At 67.5% G+C, this 13,980-nt stretch carries 16 protein-coding genes; 6 read left to right on the top strand and 10 right to left on the bottom strand.

Features of this window, described 5'->3' with window-relative positions:
- Positions 1-34 precede the first annotated feature (34 nt).
- The 7 genes from AC5Y39_RS15645 to lmeA all read right to left on the bottom strand — a co-directional run bounded on the left by AC5Y39_RS15645 (position 35) and on the right by lmeA (position 3,910).
- On the bottom strand, positions 35-685 hold the full coding sequence (locus AC5Y39_RS15645) for a heme-binding beta-barrel domain-containing protein (protein WP_500018990.1): 651 nt from the start codon (positions 683-685) through the stop codon (positions 35-37).
- A 220-nt stretch (positions 686-905) separates the two neighbouring features.
- Positions 906-1,208, bottom strand: a complete 303-nt coding sequence (locus AC5Y39_RS15640; protein ID WP_499906868.1) for a DUF1416 domain-containing protein — start codon at positions 1,206-1,208, stop codon at positions 906-908.
- Between the two features lie 2 nt (positions 1,209-1,210).
- A complete protein-coding gene (locus AC5Y39_RS15635) occupies positions 1,211-2,044 on the bottom strand; it encodes a sulfurtransferase (protein WP_500018992.1) in 834 nt (277 codons plus the stop codon).
- On the bottom strand, positions 2,023-2,505 hold the full coding sequence (locus AC5Y39_RS15630) for a DUF4395 domain-containing protein (RefSeq protein WP_500018994.1): 483 nt from the start codon (positions 2,503-2,505) through the stop codon (positions 2,023-2,025). Before AC5Y39_RS15630 ends, AC5Y39_RS15635 begins: the two co-directional genes overlap by 22 nt.
- A gap of 69 nt (positions 2,506-2,574) precedes the next feature.
- Positions 2,575-2,664 (bottom strand): Ms5788A family Cys-rich leader peptide, encoded by a 90-nt coding sequence (locus AC5Y39_RS15625; protein WP_499906864.1) that lies wholly within the window; start codon positions 2,662-2,664, stop codon positions 2,575-2,577.
- A gap of 14 nt (positions 2,665-2,678) precedes the next feature.
- Entirely contained in the window at positions 2,679-3,119 is a 441-nt protein-coding gene (locus AC5Y39_RS15620; RefSeq protein WP_500018996.1) for a thioredoxin family protein, read from the bottom strand.
- Entirely contained in the window at positions 3,116-3,910 is a 795-nt protein-coding gene (gene lmeA, locus AC5Y39_RS15615; protein WP_500018998.1) for a mannan chain length control protein LmeA, read from the bottom strand. The genes AC5Y39_RS15620 and lmeA overlap by 4 nt, the downstream gene beginning before the upstream one ends.
- Positions 3,911-4,112: 202 nt before the next feature.
- On the opposite strand from lmeA, the gene AC5Y39_RS15610 reads away from it, so the two are divergent.
- From AC5Y39_RS15610 to pstB, 6 genes are all read left to right on the top strand, one after another.
- Positions 4,113-4,892 (top strand): winged helix-turn-helix transcriptional regulator, encoded by a 780-nt coding sequence (locus tag AC5Y39_RS15610; RefSeq protein ID WP_500019001.1) that lies wholly within the window; start codon positions 4,113-4,115, stop codon positions 4,890-4,892.
- The gene (mshD, locus tag AC5Y39_RS15605) at positions 4,889-5,782 is read left to right on the top strand and encodes a mycothiol synthase (RefSeq protein ID WP_500019004.1); all 894 of its coding nucleotides are present in this window, start codon (positions 4,889-4,891) and stop codon (positions 5,780-5,782) included. Before AC5Y39_RS15610 ends, mshD begins: the two co-directional genes overlap by 4 nt.
- 146 nt (positions 5,783-5,928) lie before the next feature.
- Positions 5,929-7,041: a phosphate ABC transporter substrate-binding protein PstS gene (pstS, locus tag AC5Y39_RS15600; RefSeq protein WP_500019006.1), complete on the top strand. Its 1,113-nt coding sequence runs from the start codon at positions 5,929-5,931 to the stop codon at positions 7,039-7,041.
- 66 nt (positions 7,042-7,107) lie between these two features.
- Complete coding sequence (gene pstC, locus AC5Y39_RS15595) at positions 7,108-8,133, top strand: phosphate ABC transporter permease subunit PstC (protein WP_500019008.1); 1,026 nt, start codon at positions 7,108-7,110, stop codon at positions 8,131-8,133.
- Positions 8,130-9,041 carry a phosphate ABC transporter permease PstA gene (gene pstA, locus AC5Y39_RS15590; RefSeq protein ID WP_500019011.1) on the top strand — a complete coding sequence of 304 codons (912 nt, stop codon included), beginning with the start codon at positions 8,130-8,132 and terminating at the stop codon, positions 9,039-9,041. Before pstC ends, pstA begins: the two co-directional genes overlap by 4 nt.
- A 16-nt stretch (positions 9,042-9,057) precedes the next feature.
- Positions 9,058-9,834, top strand: a complete 777-nt coding sequence (gene pstB / locus AC5Y39_RS15585; RefSeq protein ID WP_500019013.1) for a phosphate ABC transporter ATP-binding protein PstB — start codon at positions 9,058-9,060, stop codon at positions 9,832-9,834.
- Positions 9,835-9,899: 65 nt separating this feature from the next.
- Here the strand turns inward: pstB and phoU are convergent, their stop codons facing one another.
- The 3 genes from phoU to dusB all read right to left on the bottom strand — a co-directional run bounded on the left by phoU (position 9,900) and on the right by dusB (position 13,980).
- Complete coding sequence (gene phoU, locus AC5Y39_RS15580; protein ID WP_500019015.1) at positions 9,900-10,574, bottom strand: phosphate signaling complex protein PhoU; 675 nt, start codon at positions 10,572-10,574, stop codon at positions 9,900-9,902.
- A 66-nt stretch (positions 10,575-10,640) separates the two neighbouring features.
- Positions 10,641-12,629, bottom strand: a complete 1,989-nt coding sequence (locus AC5Y39_RS15575; RefSeq protein WP_500019018.1) for an LCP family protein — start codon at positions 12,627-12,629, stop codon at positions 10,641-10,643.
- Positions 12,630-12,822: 193 nt separating this feature from the next.
- Positions 12,823-13,980: a tRNA dihydrouridine synthase DusB gene (gene dusB / locus AC5Y39_RS15570; protein WP_500048257.1), complete on the bottom strand. Its 1,158-nt coding sequence runs from the start codon at positions 13,978-13,980 to the stop codon at positions 12,823-12,825.

Here is a 13,980-nt window from a genome sequence, read left to right as displayed (position 1 = left end):
CTCGGGGGCCGCCCCATTTCCGGGTCTTTACGCGTCAGCCCGCGTATCGCGACAGCCGCGCCGACAGGTGCGGCACCAGACCGCCGTCAGCGTCGACCCGCTCCTCGACGTAGGCCAGATCGCCGCCCTCGACAATGCCGTAGAGCCGCTTGGCGCCGCCGACGAGCACTCCAGATCGACTGCGCGCCAACGCATCTGTGACCAATTCCCACGACGACTGGTTCAGCGGGCGGCCGTAGAACAACTCGACGTAACCGGCCGAATGCGCGAGCAGCAGCTCGATCGCCTGAGTTTCGGCCGGGTCGGCGGGATCTTTGACGAACCGCCAGAAGCCCGTCTCACGCAGAGCGGGCTCGTCGTACTCACCCTTGTCGGTGAGCCGCCAAGACCGCGCCTCCCAGTTCAGGTAGTCGCGCCCGTCGTGGGAGACGATGATCTGCTGGCCGAAGCGGTAGTCGCCGTGCGGTCCACGGCCCTCGCCCTCGCCGCGCCAGACGCCGACCAGCGGCAGCAGCGCCAGCAACGCGTCGTGCAGATTGGCGCCCTCGCGCAGGTTCGCGGTGTCTGCGGGCAGCGGCAGGTCTTCGAAGACGGGGATGTTGCGCGACGCCGTCGTCTTGGCACGCTCGGCCGCCGCGGCCACCGCCCGGTCACCAGATCCAGGCTTTGGATGAGATGAGCTCACGAGTCGTCGGAAATCAGTCGGTACACCACATACAGCGCGAACCACGCGATCACCACAGTGCACGCCACCAGCAGGATCTCGTAGAAGAGCACCACGGGCACGAGTCTAGTGCCGGGTGCCTCGACGCACGGCCGCGCCGTGACGAGCGTGCGCCCCGGTACACCGATCACCGGCGTGTCGCTGTACCGACACGCACCCTCGCGGTGAAGGCGGGGTGCGGTCAGGCGACCTTGACGTCGACCTCGTGGATGCCCGCGCCATTCGGGGCGACGACGGCGTCGCCGCTGCCCACCGACGACAGCGCCCGCACGGTCCACTGCCCGGGCGCCGCGAAGAACCGGAAGTCACCGGTTGCCGACGCGACGACCTCGGCGGTGAACTCGTCGGAGCTGTCCAGCAGGCGCACGAACGCGCCGCCCACCGGCTGTCCGGAGCCGTCGACCACCCGGCCGGTGATCACCGTCTCCTTCTCGACGTCGACACTGGCCGGCAGCGTCTGTCCTTGCTTTGGTGCAGAGCACATATTCAGCTTCCCAACTCGATCGGGGCCCCCACCAGAGAGCCGTATTCCGTCCAACTTCCGTCGTAGTTCTTGACGTTTCGATGCCCGAGCAGCTCATGCAGCACGAACCAGGTGTGCGACGACCGCTCCCCGATGCGGCAGTACGCGATCGTCTCCTTGGAGTCGTCCAGACCAGCCTCCGCGTACAGCTTCTTCAGGTCCTCGTCGGACTTGAAGGTGCCGTCCTCGTTGGCGGCCTTACTCCAGGGGACGTTGATGGCGCTCGGAATATGGCCGGCGCGCTGGCTTTGCTCCTGCGGCAAGTGCGCGGGCGCGAGGATCTTGCCCGAGAACTCGTCGGGGGAGCGCACGTCGACGAGGTTCTTCTCGCCGATGGCGGCGAGCACTTCGTCGCGGAAAGCGCGGATGCTGTTGTCGGGCTCTTTGGCGGTGTAGCTGGTGGGCTCACGCTGCACGGTGTCGGTGGACAGCGGGCGCCCGTCGAGTTCCCACTTCTTGCGGCCGCCGTCGAGCAGCTTCACCTTCTCGTGCCCGTAGAGCTTGAAGTACCAGTACGCGTACGCCGCGAACCAGTTGTTGTTGCCGCCGTACAGGATCACGGTGTCGTCGTTGGAGATTCCGCGCTCGGACAGCAGCTTCGAGAACTGCTCTGCGTCGACGAAATCGCGCTTCACCGGGTCCTGCAGGTCTTTGCGCCAGTCCAGCTTGACCGCGCCGGGGATGTGGCCGTTGTCGTAGGCGCTGGTGTCCTCGTCGACTTCGACGAAGACGGTGTTGGGAGCGTCGAGATTGCTCTCCGCCCAGTCAGCTGTGACTAGGACGTCGGAGCGAGCCATGAATTTCCTTTCCTTACCTGACGGTGTCGAATGCGGGCGACCAGCGGATATAGCTGGCAGCCCAGGCAGATGCCGAACGCCGCGTTGAGGAACGCGGCCACCAATGCGAACGCTGTGGCGATCTCGCCGAGCAGCACCCACCCCGCGGCGAATCCTGCTACGCCGAGTACCGCGAACACAAAGCCGACGAGCTGAGCGAATTTGAGCGGAGCGACGGGCTCACGTTCGGTGGCCGGCCCGAGCCGGGGGGCGACGAGTTTGGCGAAGATCAGCCCGTACGGGCTGCGCCGCGGCCCGCGCAGCGCGCTGACCGCGAACACCGCGGCCTGCAGCGCGAGGATGACCGCGGCGGCAGACGGACTGACGGCTGACACCAACAGTGCGAGAACCAGGACGCCGCTGGTCAGCCACGCGGCGAACCGGGGACCGCGAACATCTACTTCACTGGTGACGGTCGACATAAAGATACTCCTGTGCTGGACGAGCTGGCTGGAATCGCACGGCTCCGTGCCGCGACGAGCGAGACGCGCTCAGCGGCAACAGCGACAGAAACAACCCGCGGTGCGGCACAGATCGACTGCGCGGCGCTTGGTGAGCATCTGCTCGAGGCGGGCGGACACGTCGGCAAGCTTACCTAATCGCGATGCGATCGAGCCAACAGCGGTACCAGCTTCGACCGCAGGTCAGCGGCCTTGGGGACGCCGGCCGTGCGGTACCGCTGCCGGCCGTCCGCGTCGAAGATGAACGTCGTCGGCAGCGACAGTACTGAAAGACATTGCGCTGCAACAGGATTCGCGTCCATGTCGATCTCCACGTGCGCCACGTCGGGCAGGTCGCTGCACACCTGGCTGACCACCCGGCGCACCGCGGCGCACGGTCCGCACCACACCGCGCTGAAGTGCACGATCGTCGGTCCGGTCCGCGACAGCCCCAGATCGGCGGTGGGTGGCACGGCGTCGACTTCAGTGCTGTCCCGCAGCACCCCGGAACGCCGGTTGATCAGCACCCCGATGACGACGGCCACAGCGAGGGCCGCCGCGATCACCCACAGCACGGCGACCAGTGAAGGCGTCATGACACTGTGAACTCGTCCAGACGCAGGGTTAGTCCCGGCGCGATGCCTTCGATGATCACATCCGAGCCCCGAGCGCCCTCCCGGTTCGGGGCGATGCCGAAGGGCAGCTTCTGGCCGGGCAGGTGCTTGCTGAAGGCGGCGAGCACGGCAGGCAGCTTGTCGTCGGGCACCGTCTGGTCCGCGGTGCCCGGGCCGGTGACGATGCCCGTCGCCGTGAACACGAGCGTGGTGTGGTCCGGACCGGTCATCGACAGGTCCACCGACACGCTCACCCGCTTGCCGAGCCTCGCCGACTTCGGGGTGCCGGTGAACACCAGGCCGACGCTGCTGGAAATCCCCGACTCCGTGGTGCCGCCGGTCGCGTCGTTGGTGTCTTTGGGCGGGGCCTCGACGAGCAGGTCATTGATACCCATGAACCGGCCTAGATGTGTGGAGTCGATGATGATGCGGCTTTCGGTCTTGGCGACCGGTAACGCTGCGTGCGGCCGGACAAGCCACGACGCCGAGGTGAGGTCGACGCCGTGCAGGGTGGCCTCTAGGCCGGCCCTGCCGATCAAGGGCCGATCCACCCCGGTGGCCTTGATCTCGACCTCGTCGTAGTGGTGACGCAGAGCCTGCGGGATGAACGGAAACCCGAGAATGCCGACCCACGGGTCGAAGCCCAGCCGCGCCTCGGCGTGCAGCGTGCGCGCGAACCGGTACTCGGCGTAGATCGCGGTGCCGAAGTCCACTCCGACGCCGCCGACCACTGCGACCAGCATCACCGTCAGCCCGATCAGCAGTGCGCGCACCCGCACATTCTGGCGGTTCGGCCCGACGAGCACGCATCCCGGAGGGCTAATTCGCAGGTCGCGCGTTATCGTTAGATTGCTTGAGCGGATGCGGCGAACAGTGATGGCGGCGCGGAAGCGGCAAGCAAAGAAGGGTGTCAGCCCGCGGTCGTGCTGATATCGCAGGTACGTCGAAGCGTCGTACACCCGCGCGCTGGAGGGTGTGTTGGATCTACTGCTACTCACTGCCGACCCGCATCCGGAGTCAGTGCTGCCGTCGTTGTCGCTGCTGCCGCACCACGTGCGCAGGGCGCCCAGCGAGGTGTCGTCGCTGCTGGAGGCGGGCAGTGCCGACGTGGCGATCGTCGACGCGCGCACCGACCTGGCTGCGGCGCGGGGACTGTGCCGGCTGCTCGGCACCACGGGAAGCTCGGTGCCGGTGGTCGCCGTGGTCAACGAAGGGGGCCTGGTCGCGGTCAACGTCGACTGGGGTCTCGACGACATCCTGCTGCCGGGCACCGGGCCCGCCGAGATCGACGCGCGGTTACGTCTGCTCGTCGGTCGCCGCGGCGGCGCCGCCAACCAGGAAAACGCCGGCAAGATCACGCTGGGCGAGCTGGTCATCGACGAAGGCACCTATACGGCGCGGTTGCGCGGTCGGCCGCTCGACCTCACCTACAAGGAATTCGAGCTGCTGAAATACCTCGCGCAGCATGCCGGCCGCGTGTTCACCAGGGCTCAGTTGCTGCAAGAGGTGTGGGGCTACGACTTCTTCGGCGGCACCCGCACGGTCGACGTCCACGTGCGGCGGCTGCGGGCCAAGCTGGGCAGCGAACACGAGTCGCTGATCGGCACCGTGCGCAACGTGGGCTACAAGGCGGTGCGCCCTGCCCGCGGCCGCCCGTCCGCGGAAGCTGACCTCGACGACGACGAGGAGGGCGAGTTCGCTCCTGCGCCCGACGAGCTGCCCCGCCCGGTGTCCGACGCGCTGCGCACTCCGTGACCCAGCTCGACTGGCGGACGAGCCTGTCGCCGGGCGACCAAGACCAGATCCGCGACGTCGTTGCGGCGGCCACGCGCGCAGACGGCGTCGCGCCGGTGGGCGAGCAAGTGCTGCGTGAATTGCCGCTGCGCCGGACCAAGCACCTGCTGGCCGCCGACGGCGACCGCGTCGTCGGCTACCTCAACCTCGCGCCGCGCACCGACACCGCGGAGCCGGTCGCCGAGCTGGTGGTGGCCCCCGATGCCCGTCGTCGCGGCGTCGGCGCGGCGCTGGCCAAGGCCGCGGTCGACGAGGCCGGTGCCACCACCCGGTTCTGGGCGCACGGCAACCTCGAGCCGGCTCGCGCAGCCGCTGCCGCGCTGGGCTTCACGCCCGTTCGCGAACTGTGGCAGATGAGCCGCCCACTGCGCGACCTGCCGCCGGCCACGGTTCCCGCGGGCGTGCAGGTGCGCACATATCGCGGTGCCGACGACGACGCGGAGCTGCTGCGGGTCAACAACGCGGCCTTCGCCTGGCATCCCGAGCAGGGCGGCTGGACACTCGACCACCTCGCCGAGCGGCGGTCCGCATCCTGGTTCGATCCGCAGGGGCTGTTCCTGGCGTTCGACGAGCACACCCACAAGTTGCTGGGTTTTCACTGGACCAAGGTGCATTCCGACCATTTGGGCGAGGTCTACGTGCTCGGGGTCGACCCCGACGCCCACAATCGCGGGCTGGGCACAGCGCTGACGCTGATCGGGCTGCACCACCTGGCGGAGCGGCTGTCCGGTGCGCCTGAGCCGACGGTGATGCTCTACACCGAAGCCGACAACGCCGCGGCCGTGCGCACCTACCGGCGGCTCGGGTTCGATGTCTCGGGCGTGGACACCGCCTACGCCCAGAGCCGGTAGTCGGCTCCGCGGAGTCCTATCCGCTCTGTTCACGGGCCTGTTCACCCTCCGTTCATGTGCCATGAGCCGTTCGTCCACCGCGACCGCATACGTTGCCGGAGGTATCGGCGGCCGGTTTCGGCTTCGGCTCAGAAAGGGTCAACACGGTGAAGCTCAACGGGTTCGGAAAGGCGTGTGCTGCGACGGCGTCGGCGGTCGCGATCGCCGCGTTCTCGCTGTCGGCATGCGGCAGCGACAACAACGCGGGCACGGCGTCGCCCGGCAACGGCGCGAAGCCCGACTGCGCCGGCAAGAATTCGCTGACAGCGGAGGGCTCCACCGCGCAGCAGAACGCGATCGGGGTGTTCAACCAGACGTGGGGCCAGGCCTGCCCCGGCAAGAACCTGTCCTACAACCCGACGGGCTCAGGCGCCGGCGTTGCGCAATTCATCGCCAAGCAGGTCGATTTCGCCGGCTCCGATTCGCCGCTGGCCAAAGACCAGGTGGATTCGGCCGCCAAGCGCTGCGGCGGCAACCCGGCCTGGAACCTTCCGCTGGTCTTCGGTCCGGTCGCGCTGGCTTACAACCTGCCGGGCGTCGACAAACTCACTCTGAACGCCGACGTGATCGCGAAGATCTTCACCGGTGCGGTCACCACGTGGAACGACCCGGCGATCGCTGCGCTCAACAGCGGGGTGTCGCTGCCCGACACCAAGGTCACCGCGATCTACCGCTCGGATTCGTCGGGCACCACCGACAATTTCCAGAAGTACTTGACGACGGCCGCGCCCGGATCGTGGACCAAAGGCGCCGGCAAGGAGTTCCAGGGCGGTGCGGGCGAAGGCGCGCAGAAGTCCGCGGGAGTGGTCCAGGCGGTTCAGGCCACGCCGGGCGGCATCGGCTACGTCGAGAAAGGCTTCGCCACGCAGGCGAATCTGCCGTACGCGCAGATCGACAACGGCGGCGGCGCCGTGGCGCTGACCGACGAATCGGCCGGCAAGGCGATTGCCGGGGCCAAGTTCGCCTCCGACGGCAAAGACCTTGTCCTCGACCTCAACTCGCTGTACGGCTCGAAGGAGTCGGGCGCTTACCCGCTGGTGCTGGCCACCTACGAGATCGTCTGCTCCAAGGGCTACGACCCCGACACCGCCGCCGCCGTGAAGTCGTTTCTGACGGTCGCGGCCAACCAGGGGCAGGCCTCGCTGTCGTCGGCCGGCTACATTCCGCTGCCCGATGTGTTCAAGCAGCGGTTGCAGCAATCGGTCGACGCGATCCAATAGCCGGTGTGGGCAAGCGGTGGGTCTGCTGTGAGAATGGAAGCCGAGGTCAACAGCGATAGTGTCGGCGTGTCAGAAATCAATCCACTGAATTCGGGTTCGGCTGAGGCCCTGGCCCAGCCGTTCGGTTCCCCGCCGCCGTTGTCGCTGGACCCGTCTCGGCACGCAAAGGTCCGGCTCGGCGATCGCGTGTTCCAGTGGCTGGCGCAGGGCTCCGGAATCCTGATCGTGGTGCTGATCGCCGCGATCGGGTTCTTCCTGCTGTGGCGCGCAATCCCCGCGTTGGCGCGCAACACCGAGAATTTCCTGCTCTACGGCGGCAACTGGGTGACCACCGACACGTCGGCGATGAAGTTCGGCGTGGCCGAACTGCTTCAGGTCACGGTGTTGGTCTCGCTGTTCGCACTGGTGTTGGCCATGCCGGTGGCTTTGGGCATCGCGATCTTTCTCACCCAGTACGCCCCGCGCCGCGTCGCCGGGCCGCTGGCCTACATGGTGGATCTGCTCGCCGCGGTGCCGTCGATCATCTACGGCGTGTGGGGCCTGTACGTGCTGGCGCCGCAGCTGCGGCCGCTGGCAGCGTGGCTGAACGAAAACCTCTCGTGGATACCGCTTTTCGCGACGGGCAATGCCTCGGTGGTCGGCGGCGGCACGATCTTCACCGCCGGCATCGTCCTCGCGGTGATGATCCTGCCGATCATCACCGCAGTTACTCGGGAGGTGTTCGTGCAGACGCCCACCGGGCAGATCGAAGCCGCGTTGGCGCTCGGCGCCACCCGGTGGGAGGTGGTGAAGACAACGGTGCTGCCGTTCGGCCGGTCCGGGTATGTCAGCGGCGCGATGCTCGGCCTGGGCCGGGCGCTGGGCGAGACGATCGCGTTGCTGATCATCCTGCGCGGCACCCAGGCCGCATTCCGCTGGTCGCTGTTCGACGGCGGGTACACGTTCGCCAGCAAGATCGCCGCCGCCGCATCGGAGTTCAACGACCAATACAAAGCCGGCGCGTACATCGCCGCGGGCCTGGTGCTGTTCGTCCTGACGTTCGTCGTCAATTCGCTTGCGCGAGCGGCGGTTACCGGGAAGAAGTCGACGTGACGACGCTCGACCGGCCGGTGAAGGTGCCGACGTTCCAAAGCGTCAGCCTGCGTCGTAAGGCCGTCAATTACCTTGCCGCCACGTTGGTCGCGCTCTCGATGGTCGTCGCACTGATACCGCTGATCTGGGTGCTCGTCGCGGTGGTGGTCAAGGGATTCAAGACCGTCGCATCCGCCGGTTGGTGGTGGCATTCGCAGGCGGGCATGACGGCGTTCACTCCGGGCGGCGGTGTCTACCACGCGATCGTCGGCACCCTGCTGCAGGGTCTGGTGTGCGCGGCGATCTCGATCCCGGTCGGAATCTTCGTCGCCATCTATCTCGTCGAGTACGGCGGCGCAACGAGATTGGGCAAGCTGACGACGTTCATGGTCGACATCCTCACCGGCGTGCCGTCCATTGTCGCCGCACTGTTCATCTACGCGTTGTGGGTGGCCACGCTGGGCTTCCAACGGTCCGGTTTCGCGGTGTCACTTGCGTTGGTGCTCTTGATGATTCCGGTGATCGTGCGGGCCACCGAGGAGATGCTGCGGGTGGTGCCGATGGACCTGCGCGAGGCGAGCTATGCCCTGGGCGTGCCGAAGTGGAAAACGATTGCCCGGATTGTGATTCCGACGGCGCTGTCGGGCATTGTCACCGGCGTCATGCTGGCGCTGGCGCGGGTGATGGGTGAGACCGCGCCGCTGCTGATCCTGGTCGGTTACTCCCAGGCGATGAACTTCGACATGTTCCACGGGTTCATGGGCTCGCTGCCCGGGATGATGTACGACCAGACGTCCGCCGGTGCGGGCGCCAATCCGGTGCCCACCGACCGGCTCTGGGGCGCGGCGCTGACACTGATCCTGTTGATTGCCATACTGAATATCGGGGCGCGACTCGTCGCGAAGCTGTTTGCCCCGAAGAAGACATAGGAGAGCGGCACCGGCCATGGCCAAGCGTCTGGACCTCAAGGACGTCAACATCTACTACGGCTCGTTCCACGCCGTCGCTGACGTCTCGCTGTCGGTGCCGCCGCGCAGCGTCACCGCGTTCATCGGTCCGTCGGGCTGCGGCAAATCGACGGTGTTGCGCACGCTCAACCGCATGCACGAGGTCATCCCCGGCGCGCGCGTCGAGGGCTCGGTGCTTCTCGACGGCGAGGACATCTACGGCCCCGGCGTCGACCCGGTCGGTGTGCGCAAGACCATTGGCATGGTCTTCCAACGCCCAAATCCGTTCCCCACCATGTCGATTCGTGACAACGTGGTAGCCGGGCTGAAGCTCCAGGGCGTCCGCAACCGCAAGACGCTGGACGAGGTCGCCGAACGTTCGCTCAAGGGTGCGAACCTGTGGAACGAGGTTAAGGACCGCCTCGACAAGCCCGGCGGTTCATTGTCGGGCGGTCAGCAGCAGCGCCTGTGCATTGCACGGGCGATCGCGGTGCAGCCCGACGTGCTGCTGATGGACGAGCCGTGCTCAGCGCTGGACCCCATCTCCACGCTGGCCATCGAAGACCTGATCGCCGAGCTGAAGCTTGATTTCACGATCGTGATCGTCACGCACAACATGCAGCAGGCGGCCAGGGTGAGTGATCAGACGGCGTTCTTCAACCTGGAGGCCGCCGGAAAGCCGGGCCGGCTCGTCGAGCTCGACGACACCGAGAAGATCTTCTCCAACCCGAGCCAGAAGGCCACGGAGGACTACATCTCCGGCCGCTTCGGCTGACCGGCACGCATCGGGTGTGCATTCAGTGCGCTGAAGTGCGAGAGCGCCGCGCCCTCATCGCACAGTCAGTGTTGGGTGCCGCTGGGTAAGCCGTCCTCTTCCGGCAGCTTGCCGGTGGCCTGGAAGATCACGCGCCGGCCGATTTCGACGGCGTGGTCGGCGAACCGCTCGTAGAACCGGCCCAGCAGCGTCACGTCCACCGCGGCGGCCACGCCGTGCTTCCACTCGCGATCCATCAGCACGCTGAACAGATGACGGTGCAGGTCGTCCATCGCGTCGTCTTCTTCGCGTAGCCGGGCGGCCTTCTCCGGATCGCGCGACGCTACCACCTCTTGTGCGGCGTTGCCCAATTCGACTGCGACACGGCCCATTTCGGCGAAGTAGCCGTTGACTTCCTCCGGCAGTGCATGCTGGGGATGGCGACGGCGAGCGATCTTGGCGACGTGCAGCGCGAGCGCCCCCATGCGGTCGACGTCAGCAACCATCTGGATGGAGCTGACGATCGCCCGCAAATCCCCAGCGACCGGGGCCTGCAGCGCCAAGAGCACGAAAGCGGCCTCCTCGGCGCGCACGCTCAAGGCGCTGATCTGGTCGTGGTCGTCGATGACTTGTTCGGCCAGCACCAGATCGGCCTGCAGCAGCGCTTGGGTCGCCCGTTCCATCGCGACACCGGCCATCCCGCACATCTCACCGAGTTGCGCGGTCAGTGCATCGAGCTGCTCGTGGTAGGCCGTGCGCATGTTCCCACCCTACGTTCTGACGTCTGTCGCGGTCACGAGCCGCGCGTGAACACGCGGTGAACGCCGTTACCGCTCGCAGCGGATGTCGGCGGCGTTGGTGACGCTCAGGTCCTCGGGCAGCGGGGTGGGTTTGGTGTGGGTGTTGTGTGTCAGGTGTACCTGCACCGACGACCCACTGGGCGGCGGCGCGTTGACAGCGTTGAAGTCGTTGCCCAGCACCACCTGCACGACGTTGCCCATTCCCGTTTTTCGTTCCATCTGCGGGTGGGGGAACGCCGCGGCCACAGTGGCGGCCGCCTCTTCGTTGCCTGGCGAGAAGAACACCGTGGTGGACTCTAGCGAGCTGGGATAGTCGTCGGGGCTGAGCACTCGAAAACCGTGCTGCTCCAACTCATTTGCCGCGGTCGCAGCGAGCCCGTCTTGACCGGTGGAGTTGGAGACGTGCACCGTGACGCTCTGCGGCTCGGTGGTCACCGCGTCGACGAGCTCGCCGGTGTCGCGTGGGGCGGCTGCGGCCGGCGGGCTGCTGCTGGCGAGAACGGAGCTGGACCCACTGGTGGGGCCAGAGGTGGGGGTGGTGGTCTCGTTCTGGTTGTTCTCGCCGGGCAGCGGGTCGTCGTTGATGATCGCGTCGAACAGCGCGCGGTTGTCCTCGGTGCGCAGCGGTTCGTTGCCTTCGGAGTCCGTCTCGCCCGTCGGCACCGTGAGGAACGTGATCCGCCCGGCGGAGATGCCCTGGATCGACTGGCCGAGGTCGACGAGGTCCTTGGTCTGGACGTTGTCGACGTAGCTGTCGTTGATGAACGTGTTGACGACGTCGTTGAGCTTGTTGAGGTTGAAGAACACGTCGTTGGAGATCAGCGACCGCAGCAGCGACGACAGGAACAGCTGCTGGCGCTTGATGCGGCCGTAGTCGCCGTTGCTCTCCGTGGTGACCTGCCGCGCTCGGACGTAGTTCAGCGCGGTACGGCCGTCAACGGTCTGCCAGCCGGCCTTCGGCAGGACCGTGCCCAGCTCGTAGTCCTCCAGCGGGGTGGTGCTGCACACCTTCACGCCGCCGAGCGCGTCGACCATCTTCGCGAAGCCCGCGAAGTCGATCGCCATGAACCGGTTGATCGACAGCCCCGACAGCTTCTGGATCACCTTCACCAGACACTTCGGCCCGCCGAACGAGTACGCCGAGTTCAGTTTGGTCTCGGTGTAGACCTGTCGCGGCCCGTAGGTGCCGGACTGTTCGTCGTAGACGGGCCCGTACTTGCCGGTCTGCGGATCCCAGGCGTCGCACAGCGTCGGCTTGATCGCGAGGTCACGCGGAAACGACACGGCCACAACGCGTTTGCGGCTGGCCGGGATGTTGACCAGCATCACGGTGTCCGAGCGCGCGCCACCTGCCTCTTCGGTGTCGCCGGCGCCCATGTTGGCGTTCTCGCCGAACCGGCTGTCGACGCCGACGATGAGGAAGTTCTCGTCGCCGTACTGGGCGTTGGGGTCGACGACGTCATGCGAGTTGGGGTCCAGCGCCGAGATCAGGTTGAGTCGGTTGTCCTTGGAGGTGCTCCAGTGCCAGGCCGCTCCCGTCATCGCCAGCGCGGCGACGGACAGGATGGCGGCAGCGGCGCGGCCGGCCGTGGCCGCGGATCGGCGGCGCCTTCTTCTCCGGTTCGGCTGCTCGACGACAGCGTCGTCGTCCACTCGGGGCAGCACCACCGTGGCGCGATGCGGCTGCGCGACGGCGAGATCAGGGATCTCGGACGGCGGCACGGCCGGGATGGCCGCAGTGACCGCATCCTGCCCGTCGGATGGTTGGGATTGCGGCTCGCCGCGGGCCCGGCGCCGCGACGTCCGCCGGCCGTTCGTCGTCGCGCCCACCTTCGCGAGAAGCTCGGCGACGGGCACGCCGTCGGTGTGGTTGCCGCTGGGTGCCTCGGATTTCAGAATTCCCGCGCGTTCCCAGGGCGCGGCTAACGTCGCGGGCCGCGGAGTTCGGGTAAGCCAGTGACTGTCGTCGGAGCCGCCGGGAGTGGCATCAGGAAAGATCCTGTCGCCATCACTCATGTGTTACCGGCCTCCGACCTACGAAATGGGTACAGCTTGGGCGCTGCCGCGTGCTCACGGTGCGCGATGTATCTACACGCAGCACTATGTCTTCTAGCAGGCAAAGGCTTGCATCCGCCACCTGAGCGGGACGCAGCCCGGGCCTAATCGTACTGAGGCGTCCTGAGCGCTGCGATTTCGGAACCGTCTCGGTTCAGCCTCCAGAGTGCATAAGCTCCGCGCCGGCCGGCACCGCGCAGTCGTCGGGATCCGACAGCCAGCCGTGCGGTAGCGCCACCGACGCCGGTGAGCCCTGCCGGCCGCGGGGTCCGGTCGCAGCGGCCGGGAACGGGACGTCGGGGTCCAGCTGCGCGAGCAGGCTGTCGAGCTCGGCGAGCGTCTTCACCAGCGCCAACGCCCGCCTCAGCTCGGCGCCAGCCGGGAATCCGTGCAGGTACCAGGCGATGTGCTTGCGGATGTCGCGCATGCCCTTGTCTTCGCCGAAGTGAGCGGCCAGCAGCTCGCCGTGCCGCCGGATGATCTGCGCGACCTCGCCCAGCGTGGGCGGCGTGGGCGCCGCAGCGCCGGTCAGCGCGGCCGACAGCTCGGCGAACAGCCACGGCCGGCCCAGGCAGCCGCGCCCGATCACGACGCCGTCGCAGCCCGTGGTGGCCATCATCGCGACGGCGTCGTCGGCGTCGAAGATGTCGCCGTTGCCCAGCACCGGGACCGAGCGGACGTGTTCCTTGAGCGCGGCGATCTGGCTCCAGTCGGCGGTGCCCGAGTACCGCTGGGCGGCCGTGCGGGCGTGCAGCGCCACGGCGGCGGCGCCTTCCTGCTCGGCGATCCGGCCGGCATCGAGATGCGTGTGGTGCGCGTCGTCGATCCCGATCCGGAACTTGACCGTCACCGGGATTCCGGCGTGCTCGGTGGCCCGCACCGCGGCGCCGACGATCCGCCCGAACAGCCGGCGCTTGAACGGCAGCGCGGCGCCGCCGCCGCGTCGGGTGACCTTGGGGACCGGGCAGCCGAAGTTCATGTCGATGTGGTCGGCCAGCCCCTCGTCGGCGATCATCCGCGCTGCCGCGAACGTGGTATCCGGGTCCACGCTGTACAGCTGCAGCGACCGCGGCTGCTCGTCGGGCGCGAACGTGATCATGTGCATGGTCGCCGGATGGCGTTCGACGAGCGCGCGGGCCGTCACCATCTCGCAGACGTAGAGCCCGCTGACGGTGCCCGCGCGGGCGATCTCCTGCTCGCGGCACAGCGTTCGGAAGGCGACATTGGTGACCCCGGCCATCGGCGCCAGCACAACCGGGCTCCGCAACGCGATGGGCCCGATCCGAAGCGCCGCCGTGGGCGCTGGATGCAC

It is taken from the genome of Mycobacterium sp. NGS39 (genome assembly GCF_059812765.1).
Note: the sequence above shows the minus strand (reverse complement) of the source record. Positions and strands in the feature narration are given on the sequence as shown.

What these genes read in the sequence shown, in the direction of transcription:
- AC5Y39_RS15640 (WP_499906868.1), bottom strand. Translation starts at nt 1,208, where the DNA reads ATGTGCTCTGCACCAAAGCAAGGACAGACGCTGCCGGCCAGTGTCGAC.
- AC5Y39_RS15630 (WP_500018994.1), bottom strand. Translation starts at nt 2,505, where the DNA reads ATGTCGACCGTCACCAGTGAAGTAGATGTTCGCGGTCCCCGGTTCGCC.
- AC5Y39_RS15620 (WP_500018996.1), bottom strand. Translation starts at nt 3,119, where the DNA reads ATGACGCCTTCACTGGTCGCCGTGCTGTGGGTGATCGCGGCGGCCCTC.
- AC5Y39_RS15635 (WP_500018992.1), bottom strand. Translation starts at nt 2,044, where the DNA reads ATGGCTCGCTCCGACGTCCTAGTCACAGCTGACTGGGCGGAGAGCAAT.
- pstB (WP_500019013.1), top strand. Translation starts at nt 9,058, where the DNA reads ATGGCCAAGCGTCTGGACCTCAAGGACGTCAACATCTACTACGGCTCG.
- AC5Y39_RS15575 (WP_500019018.1), bottom strand. Translation starts at nt 12,629, where the DNA reads ATGAGTGATGGCGACAGGATCTTTCCTGATGCCACTCCCGGCGGCTCC.
- phoU (WP_500019015.1), bottom strand. Translation starts at nt 10,574, where the DNA reads ATGCGCACGGCCTACCACGAGCAGCTCGATGCACTGACCGCGCAACTC.